9 protein-coding genes are annotated in these 17,922 nt (G+C 50.9%); 2 read left to right on the top strand and 7 right to left on the bottom strand.

Annotated elements, in window-relative coordinates:
- Nucleotides 1-221: 221 nt before the first annotated feature.
- From ygjK to ebgR, 6 genes are all read right to left on the bottom strand, one after another.
- On the bottom strand, nucleotides 222-2,573 hold the full coding sequence (gene ygjK, locus A7090_RS10315) for an alpha-glucosidase (protein ID WP_105273963.1): 2,352 nt from the start codon (nucleotides 2,571-2,573) through the stop codon (nucleotides 222-224).
- 16 nt (nucleotides 2,574-2,589) lie between these two features.
- Nucleotides 2,590-3,660, bottom strand: a complete 1,071-nt coding sequence (ygjJ, locus tag A7090_RS10310) for a protein YgjJ (protein ID WP_105273962.1) — start codon at nucleotides 3,658-3,660, stop codon at nucleotides 2,590-2,592.
- 131 nt (nucleotides 3,661-3,791) lie between these two features.
- Nucleotides 3,792-5,225 carry an amino acid permease gene (locus A7090_RS10305; RefSeq protein ID WP_105273961.1) on the bottom strand — a complete coding sequence of 478 codons (1,434 nt, stop codon included), beginning with the start codon at nucleotides 5,223-5,225 and terminating at the stop codon, nucleotides 3,792-3,794.
- A gap of 62 nt (nucleotides 5,226-5,287) precedes the next feature.
- On the bottom strand, nucleotides 5,288-5,737 hold the full coding sequence (locus tag A7090_RS10300; protein ID WP_001219954.1) for a beta-galactosidase subunit beta: 450 nt from the start codon (nucleotides 5,735-5,737) through the stop codon (nucleotides 5,288-5,290).
- The gene (ebgA, locus tag A7090_RS10295; protein ID WP_105273960.1) at nucleotides 5,734-8,826 is read right to left on the bottom strand and encodes a beta-galactosidase subunit alpha; all 3,093 of its coding nucleotides are present in this window, start codon (nucleotides 8,824-8,826) and stop codon (nucleotides 5,734-5,736) included. Before ebgA ends, A7090_RS10300 begins: the two co-directional genes overlap by 4 nt.
- A 183-nt stretch (nucleotides 8,827-9,009) precedes the next feature.
- A complete protein-coding gene (ebgR, locus tag A7090_RS10290; RefSeq protein ID WP_105273959.1) occupies nucleotides 9,010-9,993 on the bottom strand; it encodes a transcriptional regulator EbgR in 984 nt (327 codons plus the stop codon).
- Nucleotides 9,994-10,210: 217 nt separating this feature from the next.
- On the opposite strand from ebgR, the gene A7090_RS10285 reads away from it, so the two are divergent.
- Nucleotides 10,211-10,543: a tRNA-binding protein gene (locus tag A7090_RS10285; protein ID WP_105273958.1), complete on the top strand. Its 333-nt coding sequence runs from the start codon at nucleotides 10,211-10,213 to the stop codon at nucleotides 10,541-10,543.
- Here the strand turns inward: A7090_RS10285 and A7090_RS27260 are convergent.
- Complete coding sequence (locus A7090_RS27260; RefSeq protein ID WP_123056947.1) at nucleotides 10,499-10,804, bottom strand: delta endotoxin C-terminal domain-containing protein; 306 nt, start codon at nucleotides 10,802-10,804, stop codon at nucleotides 10,499-10,501. The two genes, A7090_RS10285 and A7090_RS27260, sit on opposite strands and share 45 nt — an antisense overlap.
- A gap of 327 nt (nucleotides 10,805-11,131) precedes the next feature.
- Between A7090_RS27260 and A7090_RS10280 the strand changes: the two genes are divergently transcribed.
- Nucleotides 11,132-16,753: a BigA/YdbA N-terminal beta-barrel domain-containing protein gene (locus A7090_RS10280; RefSeq protein WP_105273957.1), complete on the top strand. Its 5,622-nt coding sequence runs from the start codon at nucleotides 11,132-11,134 to the stop codon at nucleotides 16,751-16,753.
- Nucleotides 16,754-17,922 lie beyond the last annotated feature (1,169 nt).

Below are 17,922 nucleotides of genomic sequence, written 5' to 3'. Positions count from 1 at the left end.
CGCATCCACCAGTGAAGCGGTGCAGATGCCGGATGCGGCGCTTGCCGCGTCTTATCCGGCCTACGGAATGTACATGTAGGGTGGATAAGGCGTTTACGCCGCATCCACCAGTGCCGCGATGCAGATGCCGGATGCGGCGCTTGCCGCGCCTTATCCGGCCTACGGGATTGTACATGTAGGGTGGATAAGGCGTTTACGCTGCATCCACCAGCCGTTGCAAATTACTGCTTACGGAAAAAATCGTTATACAACATATACAAATGCGCGGCACTCCAGGAGAAATTTGGTGCCCCTTGCTGCGCGCCGGTCAGCGGATTGTAATTCTCCTGAATCGGACCATCGGCGGTTAATCCTTTGGCGTGCTGGAAGAACGTATCTGCCAGCTTCAGGGCATCATCGCGATAACCGTAACGCTCCATCCCTTTCAGACCAAACCAGAACTGATCCACCCATACGCGTCCGCGCCAGTAGATATCCGCGCCAAAAGCCGGATTGGTTAATGCCGCCGTTCCCAGCGGTACAAAGGTGTTGAACTCTTTAGGATCGAGCATCACCTTCACCACCGCGTCGGCGTTGGCCTGCGTTGCCGCACCGTTAAATAGCGGCGACCAGCCTTCCGGCCCTTTACCGCGCTCGACAATTGGTTTGCCCGCGCAGCCGTTCGCCAGCGGTTTATCTTCAATGCGCACGTCATAGTAGAACTGCGTAGTCGGGTCGAACATACAGGTGTTGATGTAGTTCGCGAGCTGCTGTGCCAACTGACGATAGCGTTTGGCCTCTTCCTGCTTACCGAGGATGGTCGCCATTTCTGCCAGATAATGGTTATCGCTGTACATATAGCTGGCCTGATCCACCGACTCCTGCAATAGCGAGTAGCCCAGCAACGTTCCGTCCTGACTGCGGTTTTCGGCGAATTTCACCGTCCAGTCGCTACGTTTGCCGCCATTAGCGACATATTTATCCAGCTGTTCTTTGTCGATAAAACCAAAGACGGCGGCATCATCACGGCCCGATTCCCACGACGCAGCGACCTGTGCCGGAATTTCCAGACTGTCATACTGGCCTTTCTCCACCACGTGGGTATAGTTGTTCAGCCCAGACCACGTCTCTTCTTTGTCGCCTTTTCTCACCGTAAACAGCATCTCGCCGTTCTCAGTGTTGTGGGCTTTATCGCGGGTCGCGCCATATTCCGGTACGCCGTTGCCGTTGTGATCGCGGTTACGTAGCCACCAGTCGTGATAGGCCACCAGCTTCGGGTACATCTCTGCCAACCAGGTTTTATCCTGGGTGACGTTATACACTTCCATCACCGACCAGGCGGCAAGGCTGGGTTTGGTGTTACGTTCGTTCCAGTTGCCGCCATCGCCGCCACGCTCCGGGCTAAGGTTCCACGCTATCAGGTCGGGGACAAATCCCACATCCTGCGGACGTACGGTGTCTCCTGGTTGGATCTGCCAGGAAAAGACCGCGCGGATATTCTCTTTGGCGATATCCGGATTGAAATGCGCCATCGCAAACGCCTGCTTCCAGGTATCCCACGGCCAGGTCTGATTGCCGGAGAACCAGCGCCCGGTCACTGACGGTGTGACGGTGTTATATTTCACCGCGCCGCCAGGCGATCGCCAGTTACCGTTGAGCGTTTCGATTGCTTTCACCGCGACGCGCGTCTGTTCCGGCGTCGCATCCGGATTGGTTAGCCCTTTCTTCAGGTACTCTTCCCAGCGTTGCTGCGAGGCAGTGAGATAAAACGCCGGACGCGCCAGAATATCGCGGATTTGCATTTGCTCTTTGCTAACTTCCTGAGCGGTCAGCAGGTGGGAATAGGTGGTATAAAGCGTCGTCGAACCGTTGATATGCGCCTTACTGGTAAAGCGATTACCGTTGATTTCAGTCTGCACTGGCAGGGATTTATGCACCTGATATTCCGATTCACCGGAGGTCAGCAGATCCCAGGTGGCGCGCACTTTGCCAAAGGTGACTTTCAGGCCATCATGGGTGGCGCTGATTTTGCGTTGATAGTCAGGGTACTCGCCAGCAATGGTTTTATCGGAAAGCGGTTTCCCTTCCTTCGCCTCCAGTTTTTCCAGCAGTTCGCCGTCCCACACCAGATCCAGCGGTTTATTGCTGGTTATTTTGGTTTCCAGTAGTGAGGTGCGCGGCGTGGCGAAACGCAGAGTCATTTCGACCTGCACATCTTTTGCTGTCAGTTTTTGCACCAGAGCGCCGGGAATACTGTATGCCTCCAGCGTGAAGTCGACTTTCTTGCCGTCTTGCCAGACGGTCAGGCGGTCGAAATTACTGGCCATAAAGTTGATGTATTCTTCCGTCAGCAGCGCAACGCCCGGAAAACCGCCCATGGTGTTCGGGCCATCTGGCAACAGATGACCATGCCAGGCACCGAGATCAAAAAATGGATTAAAACGCTGGTGATCGTCGTAGTCGTAATCCTTCATGTACTGCGGCGCACCGGTACGGTTAATCACGTTTTTATAATTGTCGGCGTTAGCGGCATGGGTGGAAAAGCTTATCAGCAGAGCGCAGGCTACTGGCGTTAAAATAGTTTTGATTTTCATGAGATTACTGTCCTTATTACCAGTAAAAATATTGCATCAGGAAAATTTGGTCGCTGGGATCGTCAGAGGCATTTTTCATGTAGAAGCGGCTATCAAAAGCCGTGGCGAAACGCCCGTTGCCGTATTCGTACCAGATACCAAACTGCATGAAAGAGGTGGTTTCATCGTCTGTGTGGTCAGGGCGATGTTTGGCGTAGGTGTAAGCGGTGGAGAGATAAACGCCCTTTAACGCTTCATACATGGCGCTCACCATCATCCCGCTTTCGCTTCCCGGTACGTCCAGTCCGTCGGCGCGTCCGGTGTGGTGCCAGGCGCGGGCGGCGAAGTTAGGAGTAAGCAGGCCCGTGAGATAGAGTTGGCCTGTGCCGTCGGTGATTTCCAGACCGTTCATCCAGGTGATACCTTCTGCAAGGTCATACTGGATGTAACCGTTCATCATTGCCGGGTAGGTGTATTTGTCGTCGTAGCGATCGTATTTGCCAAAATGTAGCCAGGCTTTGCTTTCGTCATGATGTCCGGCCGGTGTGGCGGTAACGCTATAACGAAAGTTGCCGGTTAAGTTCTGCACCTTCAGCGCAGTCATAATGTCGCGGGTATTGGGAATGACGTAGCCCAGATCGGGGGTGAAGTCGCCCCACCACTGTAGGTCATCCAGCGAGGAATCCTGACGCAGACTGAGCATGATTTCGGTGCCATCATTGGTACGATAACCGCCATAGAAACGGTTAATCCCGCCCTCGAAACCACCCCAGCTATGGTCAGGCACCCAGGCATTGCCGTCGTGGTCGGCCTGCACGGTCCAGCCTTCGCCGTAAATCAGGCCAAACCAGGAACCGTACTTCATCTCCAGGCCGCCTTCAATATAAGTACCGTCGCTATATTTATGTTTATTCTCACCCTCTAAATCCATATACCCACCAACCCCTAATTCACCGTAAAAACGAAATGATGGCGAGGACGTTGAGGTAATTACGGGTGTTTTTGTGTCGTCATGTTCTGCCGGACGAGGTTCTTCTCCTGCCGCAGAAAAGGCGTAGCAAAACGGCAGAGCAAGTAACGCTCTGCATGGTGCAGTGATTAATTTCATTATGTTAATCCATGAGCTAAAGAAAAAAGTACAGCCTGTTATCATTGCGGTGAAAAATATAAAAACAAAAACTATTTCCCCTCTCCCATCCTGGAAGAGGGGAAATGCCTGCTCATTTTTTATTAGTCTGCTTAATCAACATTTCTGGCTGGTGTCGCTTCAATATGACGGTCTTCAGCCGTTAATCCCTTTATATACTTACTGTATTTCCACCACGCAAAGCCAAGGAAGATAACAATACCGCCGACGTTATAAAAAATGACGGTCAGAATATTCGCGCCAGTCGGGAATGTCGAAGCGACAAACCCTACGGTAAATATCGCAATCAGCATTGAAACAACAATAATACCGGTGCGGCGGGAGCCCATACGGAAATCGCGTGGCAGGTGATCTAATTTGGTGCGTAAATTCAGGTAAGCCAGCATGATGAATAACGGTGGAAGCATGGACGCTGCGGCGGTCATATTAATAATGGTATTCATCAGATCCTGCACGGTATTGGAGCCGAGCATCGGGATAATCATCAGCGGAATGACGATCAGGAACTGGATCCACGCCGCGCGCGCCGGAACGCCGTTTTCGTTCAGTTCGACGGTTTTCTTACCAAAGATGCCTTCCGGGATTTCGGAGAAGAAAATTTTCACGGGTGTTGCGGTCCACATCAGCAGGGTGCCGAACATCGCGGTAAAGGACACCAGACCGACAAAGCGATTCATCAACGCTTCCGGCAGACCAAAATACACCGCCATGCCGTGGAATACTTGCACCGACCCGCCGGTAAATTTCAACTCTTTGCTGCTGACGAAGACATTAATCAGCACCGAGGAAACGGAGTACAATACGCCAATAAAAATCCCGGCGAGGATGATAACTTTAACGAACGCTTTCGAACCGCCTTTGACGTCGTTAACGTACACCGCAACGGACTCCGCGCCGCCAGCGGCCATAAAGATCCAGGTGGTAATGCCGAGGAATGCCCAGTTAAAGTTCGGGATCATTGCGTCAACGGTGATGGGGTCAGCAGGCTGTACGCCGCCTAACAGCGCCGCTCCCGACAGTAAAATGTAGGAGAGCGTTAACAGCAGCATCAGCGTTGAGGTGACGGAGGTGATTGGCCCCAGTATTTTCGCCCCGTTGGTAGAAACCCAGGTGGAGAAGGCGAACAGCAGCATACTGATAATAGTGGTGGCAACCGGCGTCATAATATATTCGTAGCCGAGGAAGGCATACGAAGCATAAGCAATAACGCGCGGCAACAGCGAGGTGAAAAAGAACAGGTTTACGAACCAGTAGGTATAGGCAGTAATAAATGCCCAACGTCCACCCAGCGAACTTTTTACCCACGCGTAGACACCGGCTTCTGAGTTTTTATTTAACGAAACAAATTCTGCGATGATCAGACAGAAGGGAATAAAATAAAAAATCGTCGCGAGGAAAAACATCGGTGCCGAGGCCAGTCCAAGCTCAATATTATTATTGATAACGTTGTTAAAGCTGTAAACGGCGGCAAAAGTCAGCGAGAGCAAGCCGAATTTACCGATTGTATTACGTTTGGTATCAGACATAACACATCTCCGAAAATGAGTAGGGGAGAGGTGGCGGCAAACTCCTTTTGCCGCCGTAGTTGTTATTTGTTATGGAAATAACCATCTTCGATAGTGACTTTGAGAACCACTTTTTTGACCGCGTTATTACAGATAAACCGATATGCTTCATGGATATCGCAAATAACGATTTGCCCTTCGTGGACCTCAACGGTTTCCCCGCAGCCTTTTAAGTATTCACGGTCAGTTTCGTCACGATAATATTCCACTACCTGTAATGTTTCTTTCGGCGCATATTCGATTTTTTGCTGCCCTTGCAGGTAGTAATGCACTTCAAAATAGCGTCGATGCCCGGTAAATAGCGCATCGGTCGCGGAGTCTGTCTCCACGCGGTAAGTCAATGAGTCACCGATGGAGTGGGCGACGCCGGGCTGAATGTTGTCGATATTTTCAATCGCTTCAACGCAGCGTTGCCACTTCTTGCCAGAGGCGTAAATCTGGCGGAACTGTTCTAAGTTATCGATGATCCTCATTGCTTATTCTCGCTGTGCAAATTCGTGGAAAAGAATCCTGCGCCGAACTCATACGACGCCAGGCTTTGCGCGGTAGCTTCTCCGCCAGAAACTGGCAGCAACGTAAAGCTGTAGCTGAAGTCACGGAACCAGACGCGCCAGGAGTCCAGCACCTCGCTGCCCCAGGAGTTAGAGCCGAGGCCGAGCAACTGGTGGTCGAGATTCAGGGTGATGTCATCGCTGCGCTGCAGCTCGTTACAGTGCTGTGCAGCGTGGATGTTTTCCTGGGTATAGTGCCAGGCGCTGAAGTTAATTGGTCGCTGCGGAACCACCAGCAGACCGTTGCCGTGGCGGTTAGTCAGTGCCGCCCAGCGGACATGCTGACGGTTGCCGTTGTTCTGCGGGAAGGGATAGCTCTCGAACATGGCATCGACGGTGCTGCGCCAGATATCGATGATGTTAGCCTGCTGGCTGTCGGCGTAGTTTTCGCCCGGTCCACGTCCGTAATACGCCACCTGGTCGTATTCGCCGTTAATTCCCATGGTGAAACCGATGCACGGAATGATGTGCGGATACTCGCCATAACGTTCGCCGGAAAGCGCCACGTTAACCTGGCCATCGGCAGCGATGCGCCAGATGTAGGTGCAGCGCATCCCGAAGTCAAACACCGGCGGGGCAATAACCGTGCGGCTGATGATCAACACCTCGTCATCGCTCTGTTCCACGGCAAAGTCGCGCAAATGTTCCTGCATGATCTGCAAATGATTCGGTTGCCACAACCCTTCGTACTCCTGCTTGTGGTTGTCGATCATCGGCTTGAAGAAGTTGATCTTTGGCTCGCGGGTCAGCAGCGATTCGCCATTTACCTGCCAGGATGTCGGTTTGCCACTCATTTTTGAGAAGGTGATCGCGAAGTTGTAGCCGCGAACGGTGCAGTTCAAACGATCGTTTTCCAGCGTCAGCGGACGCGCATTATTCGGCGCGAAAGGCACTGGCTGTGCGGTGTTTTCCTTCAGCGGGAACTGGTAAGTGGCGATAGGGTGTCCGGCTTCGCTGTAGCGGGTGCGGGAATCCTTGGTCACCGTAATGTTGAGAAACGCTTCACGAGCGTCCAGTTGCGGCAGTGTAATATGCAATGGCGCTTCACTGTTCGGTGCAACGTCGTACAGCTTAATCTGCTGTGTTGCGAGCGTTTCACCTTCGGCGCGCACTTCTGCGTGCAGGGTGTAGTCATCAAGCGTGGTAAACCACAGTTTATTTTCGACTTTCAACTCGCCGCGAGTCAGATCCAGCGCGTGGATTTTTACCGGTGCAATAACCTGTTTGTACTCTTTCAGGCCCGGTCCCGGCGTCTGATCGGAATAGATCAAACCATCAAGACAGAAGTTATAGTTGTTGGGATAGTCGCCGTAGTCACCGCCGAATTTATACCAGACATTGCCGTTGTCATCCTGCGCCTGGATCCCGTGGTCGCACCACTCCCAGACATAATGTCCCTGAATGCAATCGTGCTTATAGAAGACGTTCTGGTACTCCGTCAGCCCGCCCGGTCCGTTACCCATCGCATGAGCGTATTCGCAGATGATACGCGGTTTCGGATGCGGGTATTCACCAAACTCATTCATCAGCGGCACGCGGGTGTACATGGTGGAAATAATATCGACCACTTCAGCATCGCGATCTTCTTCGTAATGCACCAGTCGCGTGTCATCCAGCGCCTTCGCCGCATGGTACATCGCGCGGATGTTACAGCCATAGCCGGATTCATTGCCCAGCGACCAGATGATGATCGACGGATGGTTTTTCTGCGCGTGGATATGGCGAACAATGCGCTCGACGTAGACTTTTTCCCACTGCGGATCGTCGGTAATGCGGCTGATATCGCCGACATTAGCAAAGCCGTGCGATTCGACGTCGGTTTCCGCCATCACAAACAGGCCGTAGATATCACACAGTTCGTAAAAACGCGGATCGTTCGGGTAGTGAGCGGTACGCACGGAGTTGATGTTGTGCTGCTTCATCAACTGGAGATCTTTCTCGACGCGATCCATTCCAACGGCGCGGCCTTTGCGATGATCGTTGTCGTGGCGGTTGACGCCGTGCAGCATCACATAACGGTTATTGATCCAGAACAGACCGTCGCGCACTTTGATATCACGGAAGCCAACGCGTTGTGGCACCACTTCCAGAATGTTGCCGTCGGCGTCTTTCAGCGTCATGACCAGATGGTAAAGATATGGGGATTCTGCCGACCATTGCTGCGGCTGTTCGACAGTAAAAGCAAAGCTGACGCTGGTCAGTTTTTCAATTGCTAGATGATCAATGGCGCTGCTGTGCACTACGCGCTCGCCATCAAACAGGGTATATTCCAGCGCCGTTACGACAGGGGAGGTGGCGAGATTTTCCAGCACCACTTCGCAGGACAGCGTGGCATCGCAATAGGCTTCGTCAAAGTCGGTGCGAACGGTGAAGTCGTTAATATGCGTGAGTTGTTTACCGACCAGATAAACATCGCGGAAGATCCCCGCCGACCACCACATATCCTGGTCTTCTACGTAGGTGGAGTCTGCCCACTGCATCACGCGCACACACAACAGGTTGTCGCCGGTTTTTACCATCGCGCTGATGTCAAACTCTGCGGTCAGGCGACTGCCCTTGCTGAACCCCACATACTGACCGTTAACGTAGACTTCAAAATAGGTTTCGACGCCGTCAAATTTAATCAGGGTCTGTTTACCCTGCCAGCCGTCGCTGAGGGTGAAAATACGTTGATAGGCACCAGTTGGGTTATCGCTGGGGACAAACGGCACATCGATGGGGAACGGAAAACCTTCGTCGGTATATTGCAGTTTGCCGTGACCTTCCATTTGCCACATGGAGGGGACAGTGATGTGCCCCCAGTCAGCCATTAACTCAGAGGTGAAGGCTTCTGGCACTTGCAGCGGGTGGTCAAAAAAGTGGAAATTCCACTGACCGCTTAAGGGCAGAAACAGGCTGCTGGTTTCGCGGGCAAAGGTACGCGCTTGCGCAACAGAATCATATGAAAAAAAGTACGCACGCGGAGCAAGTCGGTTTTCGTGGGTGAGCTGAATGTTTTCCCAGCGATTCATAGGGCCTCCCGGTAGAGAGCAATCGGAACCATTCATGGTGATGGTAGTTTGTGTAATTGCTGGGGATTTTAGTAAAACTTTTACTAAAAAATAGCGGATAAGTGCATTTACTTTAACTGGATCACGAAAATAAACGGCAGCACTGTCCGGCAAAAACGATTGTCGGACAGTGTGTAAGGGGATTTAATGGGTCGTGCCGCGCAGTTTTAATTTGCTGGGAACGAAGACTAACAGTGGCAGCGCGCGACCATCGCGGGCTTTTTCATACAACAGGTTAACACCCTGGCTTCCCATCATCTCAGAATGGATGCGCACGGTGGAAAGCGACGGAAAGGTAAATCGCGCGGTGGGGATGTCGTTCACGCTGATAAGTGAAATATCCTGCGGGATGTTCAGTCCACGTTCATGAATTGCCCGCAGTACGCCGATAGCAATGGAATCGGAAGCAACAAACAGTGCCTTCGGATAGTCTTCCCGCGCCAGCATCTGTTTTGCCAGTTCATAGCCCGACGAACTGGAAAAACCACCGCGCCAGATATCTTCTTCGCGTACTACTTGTTTCAGTCGGCCATATTCCGCAAAGGCGACCTCACGAATATCTGCCTTGCCAGGCTCATCTTCACCGCCAATAAAACCAATACGATTAACGCCCTGATTAATATAGAAGTCGATGATTTCTTTACTGATGCGTGCCAGATCGATATCCACCGCATCGTAACCGCTGCCGGGTTCGTGAAAGTCGATAAAACAGATATTGTCGGTCAACGCGCTGGCCGCGGCGCGCAGGGCGGGCGTGGGTTTGCCGACAATTAAAATACCGGTAACGTTTTTAATGTCTGGTAATCCGTTGTGTTCATAACAGTTGGTCAGTTCGAGCGCCAGCTTTTCGCACTGAGTTTCAATGCCGTGGCGGATCGCCAGATAGTAAGGATCGTTGATCTCCAGCTCCTGCTGGTAGCTGTAGATAGCCAGAATATGGTGTTGGTTGACTGCGCCTGTCTGGAGTTTACGGGCGCTACTGGTCTTGTACTCCAGCTTTTCGGCGATCTCGAGAATGCGATGTTTCGTCTCTTCTTTCACATTCAATGTCGGATCGTCATTTAAGACCCTGGATACTGTCGCCAGGGATACGCCAGCTTCGATTGCGATGTCTTTTAGTGTTGCCATGTTTACCTTTTTTACTTTCCCTGATGTGCGTTCCCATTGTAGAGGAAGTGCTTATCGGGTCACCTGTTTTCAGTAAATAAAGCGCGTTTCTTTGACGTAGTAACGGTAAGACAGCGGCTTACAAATGTGATCACACCTGCATTCTCCATTTTTAGCCTACAGGATTCAGAAAAACTTTTGCTATAGTTTAGTAAAATTTTACTTGAGGAGGGTAACAATGGAAACCGTGGCTTACGCCGATTTCGCGCGTCTGGAAATGCGCGTTGGAAAGATTGTGGAAGTTAAACGCCATGAAAACGCTGACAAGCTGTACATCGTACAGGTTGATGTGGGTGAAAAAACGCTGCAAACCGTGACCAGCCTGGTGCCATACTACAGCGAAGACGAGCTGATGGGAAAAACGGTGGTGGTCTTATGCAATCTGCAAAAAGCGAAAATGCGCGGTGAAACCTCGGAATGCATGCTGTTGTGTGCGGAAACCGATGACGGCAGTGAAAGCGTGTTGTTAACGCCGGAGCGGATGATGCCAGCGGGCGTACGTATCGTATAAAAAGAGTGGATGGCGACGTCGTATCGCCATCTTAACCTCCAAAGGGTAAGCGTAAAGCCAACACCTTAGGTAGCCATTAAACGCGTACAGGAAACACTTTTCAGTTGTGTGGTGATGAGTTTTTTCAACACTACACCGCATAGCATTATCTCCTGTTAATGAATAATTAAGTGTACTTGATGATTTCGAATGTACATATATTCGTATATTGTATGCTTGCGGTGTATTATTTCTGTTAACTTCATAGTCAACATCAAACAAATATCACTGAAATCAATTGTTCAAATAAGTCAGTATCGTGCAAATGCAGATTTACTTAACATTTTTTAAATTGAATATCCTTATCAAGCGAATATAAAATTAGAAAGTCAAATCTTATCAATAAATTCAACATTTACCGTCAAAAAATTTGCACTTAATGACAACTGCCTGGAAGTATACATAAATAATTCAAAGATATAAATCATTATATCACCGTGCTGAATGATTATTTGGTTAGCGATGCAATGAGTCATATTGTTTTATATATGTATACACCGTTCGTTATTCGTGGTTTGGGTGTGACATTGACACTCCTGAGGGAAACATATGCAAAGGAAAACAGTACTTTCAGCCTGTATTGCGCTGGCATTAAGCGGACAGGGATGGGCTGCCGATAGCCTGGAAACCGATGATATTGATGGCACTCGTAAATCAACAAAGGTTACGTGTCCTGCTCATCCTGAAAAGCTCAGTAAATCGGAACAATTAAAGCTTCCCCCGGAATGCCTTGAACACAACAACAATCTTGCACTGTGGATGGTTGCGGCGGGAACTGCAGCAGTGACCACATTCGCGATAGTTGAACTTAATGATGATGGTCATCATCATTCCGATTATGTTCCCCCGACGCCACCAGATGATGACGTTATTCCACCAGATGACGGCGGCGATGATGTTGTGCCACCAGATGACGGCGGTGATGATGTTGTGCCACCAGATGACGGCGGCGGTGATGACGTTGTGCCACCAGATGACGGCGGCGGTGATGATGTTGTGCCACCAGATGACGGCGATGATGATGTTGTGCCACCAGATGGCGGCGATGATGACGATGTTGTGCCACCAGATGACGGCGATGATGATGATGTTGTGCCACCAGATGGCGGCGATGATGACGATGTTGTGCCACCAGATGACGGCGATGATGATGATGTTGTGCCACCAGATGACGGCGATGATGATGACGGTGGAAATACTCCGACACCGACCGTGCGCGAATTTGAAAATAATGTCACCTGGGATGAAACCAATAAAAAACTGACCATTCGCGATGCTGAGTTTACCGTCAGTAAAAATAGTGATGGCACCTATACACTCATTGCAGCAGACGGACGTTCAACGTTAATTAATGGCTGGCAGATAGATGAAGAGAACAACACCATTTATATCGATGGCGTGAATATCTCCGGTAATATGGACTGGCAGTATGACAATGACGGCATCCTGCATATTACTAAAAATACACCGGTTACGATCGACGACCCCGCCGATACAATAACCATTCATTTTGATTATGCCATTATTACCGATAAAGGCGGCAATACGGCGCTCAACGGCACAACGCTCATGGAGATCACCGGCAATCATCTCGTCATCAATAACGATGGTGACAGCGTTGCCACTGGCGAAGGTTCTATTATTGGTTCGCTGACCGGGGATTATATTACCGTAAATAACAACGGTAATACGACGGTTGACGGCGGTACGGCAGCGATCATCAATGGCGATTATTCCACGATCAATAACGTCGGTGATCTGGTGGTCACCAATGGCGGTACCGGGTCGAGCAGTATTGGCGACCATGCGACCGTCGATAATACCGGTAAGATGAACATTGATGGCGCAGGCTCAGTCGGAACGAAGGTTGTCGGCGACGATGCGATTGTAAAACAGAAAGGCGACCTGTACGTCAGCGGCGGCGCACACGGCATTGACGTGACTGGCGATCGTGCAACTATTGTCAATATCAGTAATATCACAGTGACCGATCCGGACTCCATCGGCGTGCTGCTGGATGGCAATAACGCGACGTTCGCCACCGCAGGTAATATTGATGTCAGCAATTCAGGAACCGGCATCAATATTAGCGGCGATAATAACGGTGTCGCGCTGGCAGGCAATATGAAGGTTGGCGATTCGTCCACCGGGATGATTGTTAACGGCGATAACAACACCATTTCACTGGTGACCAGCGCACTGGATGTTACCGGGCAAGTTGCAACAGGCGTGGATATTTCCGGCTCTGGCAACGCAATCACGTTGTCGGGTAATGTGGTGGTGGATAAAGACCAGACGGCAGCAGATGCGGCAGAGCATTTTTATGATGCCTCAACCGGCATCAATGTTGTCGGTAGTGACAATACGATACAACTGGATGGCTCGCTTACGGTTGTGGTGGATAGTGAAACGACAACCCGTCAAAAAGCGCAATATGATGGTAGCCAGGAGGCAAACCAGGGACTGATGGTCAGTGGTGATGGTAATACCATTTATCTGAACGGCGGTGTGCAGTTTAAGGGTGAACAAAATGCGATGGGGGCGGCAGGGGAAGCAATAGCCAACAACCGTAGCGGAATTAACGCCAGCGAAATTAACATCAATTCACTTATCAACGTGGACGGGCACTCTTCTGTTTATCTGGACGGAGATTCCGCGATTAGCGGCGATTTACCGCTGGGCGTTAGTGACATTATTAACCTGTCGAATGGTGCTTATCTGGAAATAAAGGATGGCGCGACATTTAGGACCGATGGTGTCACCAGCGTCGATGCATACTGGCAGGCCAGTCTGACGCTTATCAATGCTGAATCTGGTTCCACGGTGGTGAATAACGGTGATGTCGACATTACCAACGCGGGCTTTATTTTTTCCTCTGACTCCAACGTGGTTAACAATGGTTCTATCACTCGCTATCTGACCAACGTTCCTTCAGCGTCTACTGATGCGGTCTATGGATTTTCCGGGGCGATTCTTTATTCCCAGTATGGCTCAACGACGACAAATAACGGCGAGATCGTTGGCAAAGTTATGTCACAGGAAAGCGTTGTCGATTTCTCCGAAGATAATATTAATAATGATTATGCCCTGACCAGTGATGTGGTCAGTATTACTGGCATATATTCCGGTAATAAGTCATCTGCTATTAATGATAAGGGGGCGACGATAGATTTGTATGGCCGTGGTGTTGTGGGGATGTTTGCTAACTACAATTCTACGATAAATAATGCCGGCAAAATTACTATTCGACCATTATGGGTGGATGAAAACGACACCTCCAGCCTGAATAGCAATATCCCGTCCAGTAAAGCTATGCATTATGGCGCTGGCATGGAGGCCAACGATACCTCTGTCGCGACGAACCTTGAAGGCGGTACGATCACGGTCTATAACGCGGGGGCGGGGATGGTAGGAAATAATGCTGGCACCGTGATCAATCAGGGAACAATCAACCTGGAGCAGGATGAGGATTTTGATTCTACCCTAGCAGATAATACCTTTGTCGGGATCGCGGTTTACGATCGGGGTACTGCCATCAATGATCAGACCGGCGTCATCAATATTAATGCGCAAAATGGAAAAGCGTTTTATAACGACGGCACCGGCATCATTATTAACTACGGCACAATCTGTACCTTTGGCGTTTGTCAGCAAAGCGATGAGTACAACCCCTCCGACGACAACGTGTCTTATATCTGGAAGGATGGCGACATTATTACCCAGGCCGGTGAAAGCCTGGTTATTCATGATGTCGGAGGCAGCAAGGTTGAATCTGGTGCCACAGTCACCAACGCGGGTTCGGTCAGCGACGGTCGGCTCATCGTCCAGGCGCAGAGTCATTTGATTAACGAAGAGACCGGCACGATTGCAAGCGCTGTGAATGTCAATGGCGGTACGTTCACCAACAATGGCATTGTCGTTGGTGGTGGAACGGAAGGTGACAACTTGCGCATCATGATGTCTGATGGCACGTTCAACAATAACGAGGGTGGAACGGTAAGTAACGGTGCGGAACTTTCCGGCAACTCGGTGGTGAATAATGCCGGAGACTGGATGCTGGGTGATGCCAACAGCGCAAAAAATGCCGATAAACTGCAAATTAAAAATGCTTCTGTTTTTAATAACACCGGCAGCCTGACATTTGTAAACGGCCAGAATGCCATCCACCTGGATTCGTCAGGTACGCTCTACAATACCGGTGAGATGACTTTTATCGACACCTTTAATGATGCCGCCATTAACTACTGGGGAATGGGTTCCACCATTAATAACGGAACCATTACTGCTACCGGTAAACGTGTCGCTTACAGCGAAAGCGCAGTAGGCACCGACGGCGCGTATTTCTGGAACCAGCAAGACGGCGTTATCGATTATAACCATGCCAATGGTAAGGTGGTGGAGTTCACCAAGGCAAATTATTACGGTATCAACGACGGCACCATAAACGTCAACGGCAACAACGCGGTGGCGATGGCGGCAGGCGACGGCGCGCAGATGGTTAATGGTGTCAACGGCGTTATCAACCTGGGGTATGAAGGCACGACCGATACCGGCATGGTGGCGATGCAACTGAACAGTGGCGCAACCGCCGATGCGGTGATTGAGAACAACGGCACGATTAATATTTATGCCAATAACTCTTATGCGTTCAGTAAACTGGGGCCAAACGGACGTGTGGTGAACAACGGCACGGTGAATTTCGCCGATGGCGTGACCGGCTCCGGCATCATCAAGCAAAATGGCGTGACGATAGAAGGCGACGGTGACGGCGGCAACGGTACAGAAACCCACTATGCCAGCGACACCCGACCGGACGAGCCGGGCCAGCAGGCGGTGAACTCAGCATCCACTGACGGCACCAACGACCTGACCGGCTATGTGGTCGGCACCAATGATGACGGCAGCGCCGGTAAACTGATGGTGAATAACGCCAGCATGGACGGGGTTTCGGTGAACGCCGGGTTTGCCTCCGGCACCGACGCCACGACCATGACCTTTAACGATGTGGTACAGGGCGAGAATCTGACCGATGCCAGCGCCATTACGTCCACCACGGTGGTATGGAATGCGCAGGGCAGCCAGGACGTCAATGGCAACATTGATGTGACGATGACCAAAAACGCCTACACCGATGTGGCGACGGATGCCAGCGTAAACAGCGTGGCACAGGCGCTGGATGCGGGTTACACCAACAACGAGCTGTACACCAGCCTGAACGTAGGCACCACGGCAGAACTGAACAGCGCGCTGAAACAAATCAGCGGCAGTCAGGCGACGACAGTGTTCCGCGAAGCGCGGGTGCTGAGTAACCGTTTCAGTATGCTGGCCGATGCCGCGCCACAGATGAGCAATGGTCTGGCTTTCAACGTGGTGGCGAAGGGCGACCCGCGTGCGGAACTGGGTAACGATACGCAGTATGACATGCTGGCGCTGCGTAAATCGCTGGAACTGACTGAACACCAGAGTCTGAGTCTGGAGTACGGCATCGCGCGGCTGGACGGCAATGGTTCCGATACGGCGGGTGATAACGGTGTAACCGGTGGCTACAGCCAGTTCTTCGGCCTGAAGCACCAGATGGCATTTGATGGCGGGATTAGCTGGAACAACGCATTGCGTTATGACGTGCATAATCTCGACAGCAGCCGCTCGGTGGCCTATGGCGGCGTCAACAAAACCGCTGACACAGAAGTGAAACAACAGTATCTGGAGTTCCGCAGCGAAGGGGCGAAAACCTTTGAGCTGAACGATACGCTGAAAGTGACGCCGTATGCAGGCGTGAAGCTGCGCCACACGCTGGAAGACGGCTATCAGGAGCGCAATGCAGGCGACTTTAACCTGAACATGAACAGCGGCAGCGAAACGGCGGTGGACAGCATTGTCGGGTTGAAACTGGACTACACAGGGAAAAATGGCTGGAGCGCCAATGCCACTCTGGAAGGTGGTCCTAACCTGAGCTACAGCAAGAGCCAGCGTAGCGCGACGCTTACCGGGGCGGGAGACCAGCGCTTTAACGTAGACGATGGTCAGCAGGGCGGTGGAGTGAACAGCCTTGCGACGGTGGGCGTGAAGTACAGCAGCAATGAAAGCTCGCTGAATCTGGATGCGTATCACTGGAAAGAGGATAACATCAGCGATAAAGGCGTCATGCTGAAGTTTAAGAAAACCTTTTAATCATCAGTTGTGAGAATAAAAACCGCAGTGCCAGGTTGGGCTGCGGTTTTTTTTGCTTACCTTTCTGATAGTCGGAGAGTTCCTGCTGATAAATTAAATGCACAAGAAACGGAGAACGCGCAATACACCATTGATCGACTAAACCTGAACTGCTTTTTGTTGCGGAACATACTGAAAAAGACTGGGATTACAAAAACTAATAACCCCTGTTATTTTGGTAAGAAGATTATCGTTAACAATCTGGTAAAGCACGACAAATGAGGCTTTAGCCTGAGCTGGGGCTGGCGGCGCGAGCTGGTGCGAGACAAAAAACCAGGGCGACCACGACACCAGTTAAAGGGCGAGGCGCTCGACATTGCCGCAGAATTCTGGCTTGAGGAGTCGGACGCAAAACGCCACCGAATCGCGACGGTGGTCGCCGGAGAGTTGGTGCGCCGATACGCGAATCCCCCGTCAATGAAATCGCTCTGCGAGTGGTTAAAAGAGCGCGGCTATAAATAACGACGATTCGAGGAAAAAAGTTTTTTCCACGAAATTGGCCGATTTAGTTAGTTATATCGCCGTCAGCAAAATGGCAAAGTAAACACAAGAAAAGGGCGGTACGGAGCCGTCCTGCCGGGGGGGTTACACCATGCGGTCATACAGGTATTCGTCAATATCATCGATAAATTCGCCCGTTTCTGTATCGGTGGCGCAAATGATTCTGTTGGCGATAAATGATCTGTAGGCGTTTCTGAATTCGCACCAGGCGTAAATTTTTCCAGTGGTGTCGTTGTAATTGAGGACTTTGATTACTCGTACGGTCAGGTCGCCCTTTGAGTCCTCGTAATCAATTTGCAACCTGACACCAAGGACCTGCCCGCCTCGGTCTGGCTTTTTTCTGGCGGCGCTTCTCCGGGGCTTGCTTTGCTAGTTGTGCTGGTCGGCTGGCTGTTTTTTTGCTCAGTGTTAAACGGCCAGAATTTGACGAGCGCGTACAGAAAAAACACAACGAATATAAATATATAGGGCAGCATGAAAATTAATCCTCCTGATTAAAAACGCAGGATTGATCATTAATCATGCTCCGGAATTGATCGGCATCAACAGGAAGGGGCCAATAAATTCGTGACTGCTCCCCGCCGTAAACGGCGAGGCTTCCCACTTCTTAGGCTGCAACTGGCATAGAG

The sequence above is a fragment of the Escherichia sp. MOD1-EC7003 genome (assembly GCF_002965065.1).
Taxonomy (GTDB): Bacteria; Pseudomonadota; Gammaproteobacteria; order Enterobacterales; family Enterobacteriaceae; genus Escherichia.
This window is presented reverse-complemented; position numbering and strand designations above follow the sequence as displayed.

Bases quoted from the DNA above. Each gene is read 5' to 3' on its own strand.
- A7090_RS10280 (WP_105273957.1), top strand. From the start codon at position 11,132: ATGCAAAGGAAAACAGTACTTTCAGCCTGTATTGCGCTGGCATTAAGC.
- A7090_RS10285 (WP_105273958.1), top strand. From the start codon at position 10,211: ATGGAAACCGTGGCTTACGCCGATTTCGCGCGTCTGGAAATGCGCGTT.
- A7090_RS10300 (WP_001219954.1), bottom strand. From the start codon at position 5,737: ATGAGGATCATCGATAACTTAGAACAGTTCCGCCAGATTTACGCCTCT.
- A7090_RS10305 (WP_105273961.1), bottom strand. From the start codon at position 5,225: ATGTCTGATACCAAACGTAATACAATCGGTAAATTCGGCTTGCTCTCG.
- ebgA (WP_105273960.1), bottom strand. From the start codon at position 8,826: ATGAATCGCTGGGAAAACATTCAGCTCACCCACGAAAACCGACTTGCT.
- ebgR (WP_105273959.1), bottom strand. From the start codon at position 9,993: ATGGCAACACTAAAAGACATCGCAATCGAAGCTGGCGTATCCCTGGCG.
- ygjJ (WP_105273962.1), bottom strand. From the start codon at position 3,660: ATGAAATTAATCACTGCACCATGCAGAGCGTTACTTGCTCTGCCGTTT.
- ygjK (WP_105273963.1), bottom strand. From the start codon at position 2,573: ATGAAAATCAAAACTATTTTAACGCCAGTAGCCTGCGCTCTGCTGATA.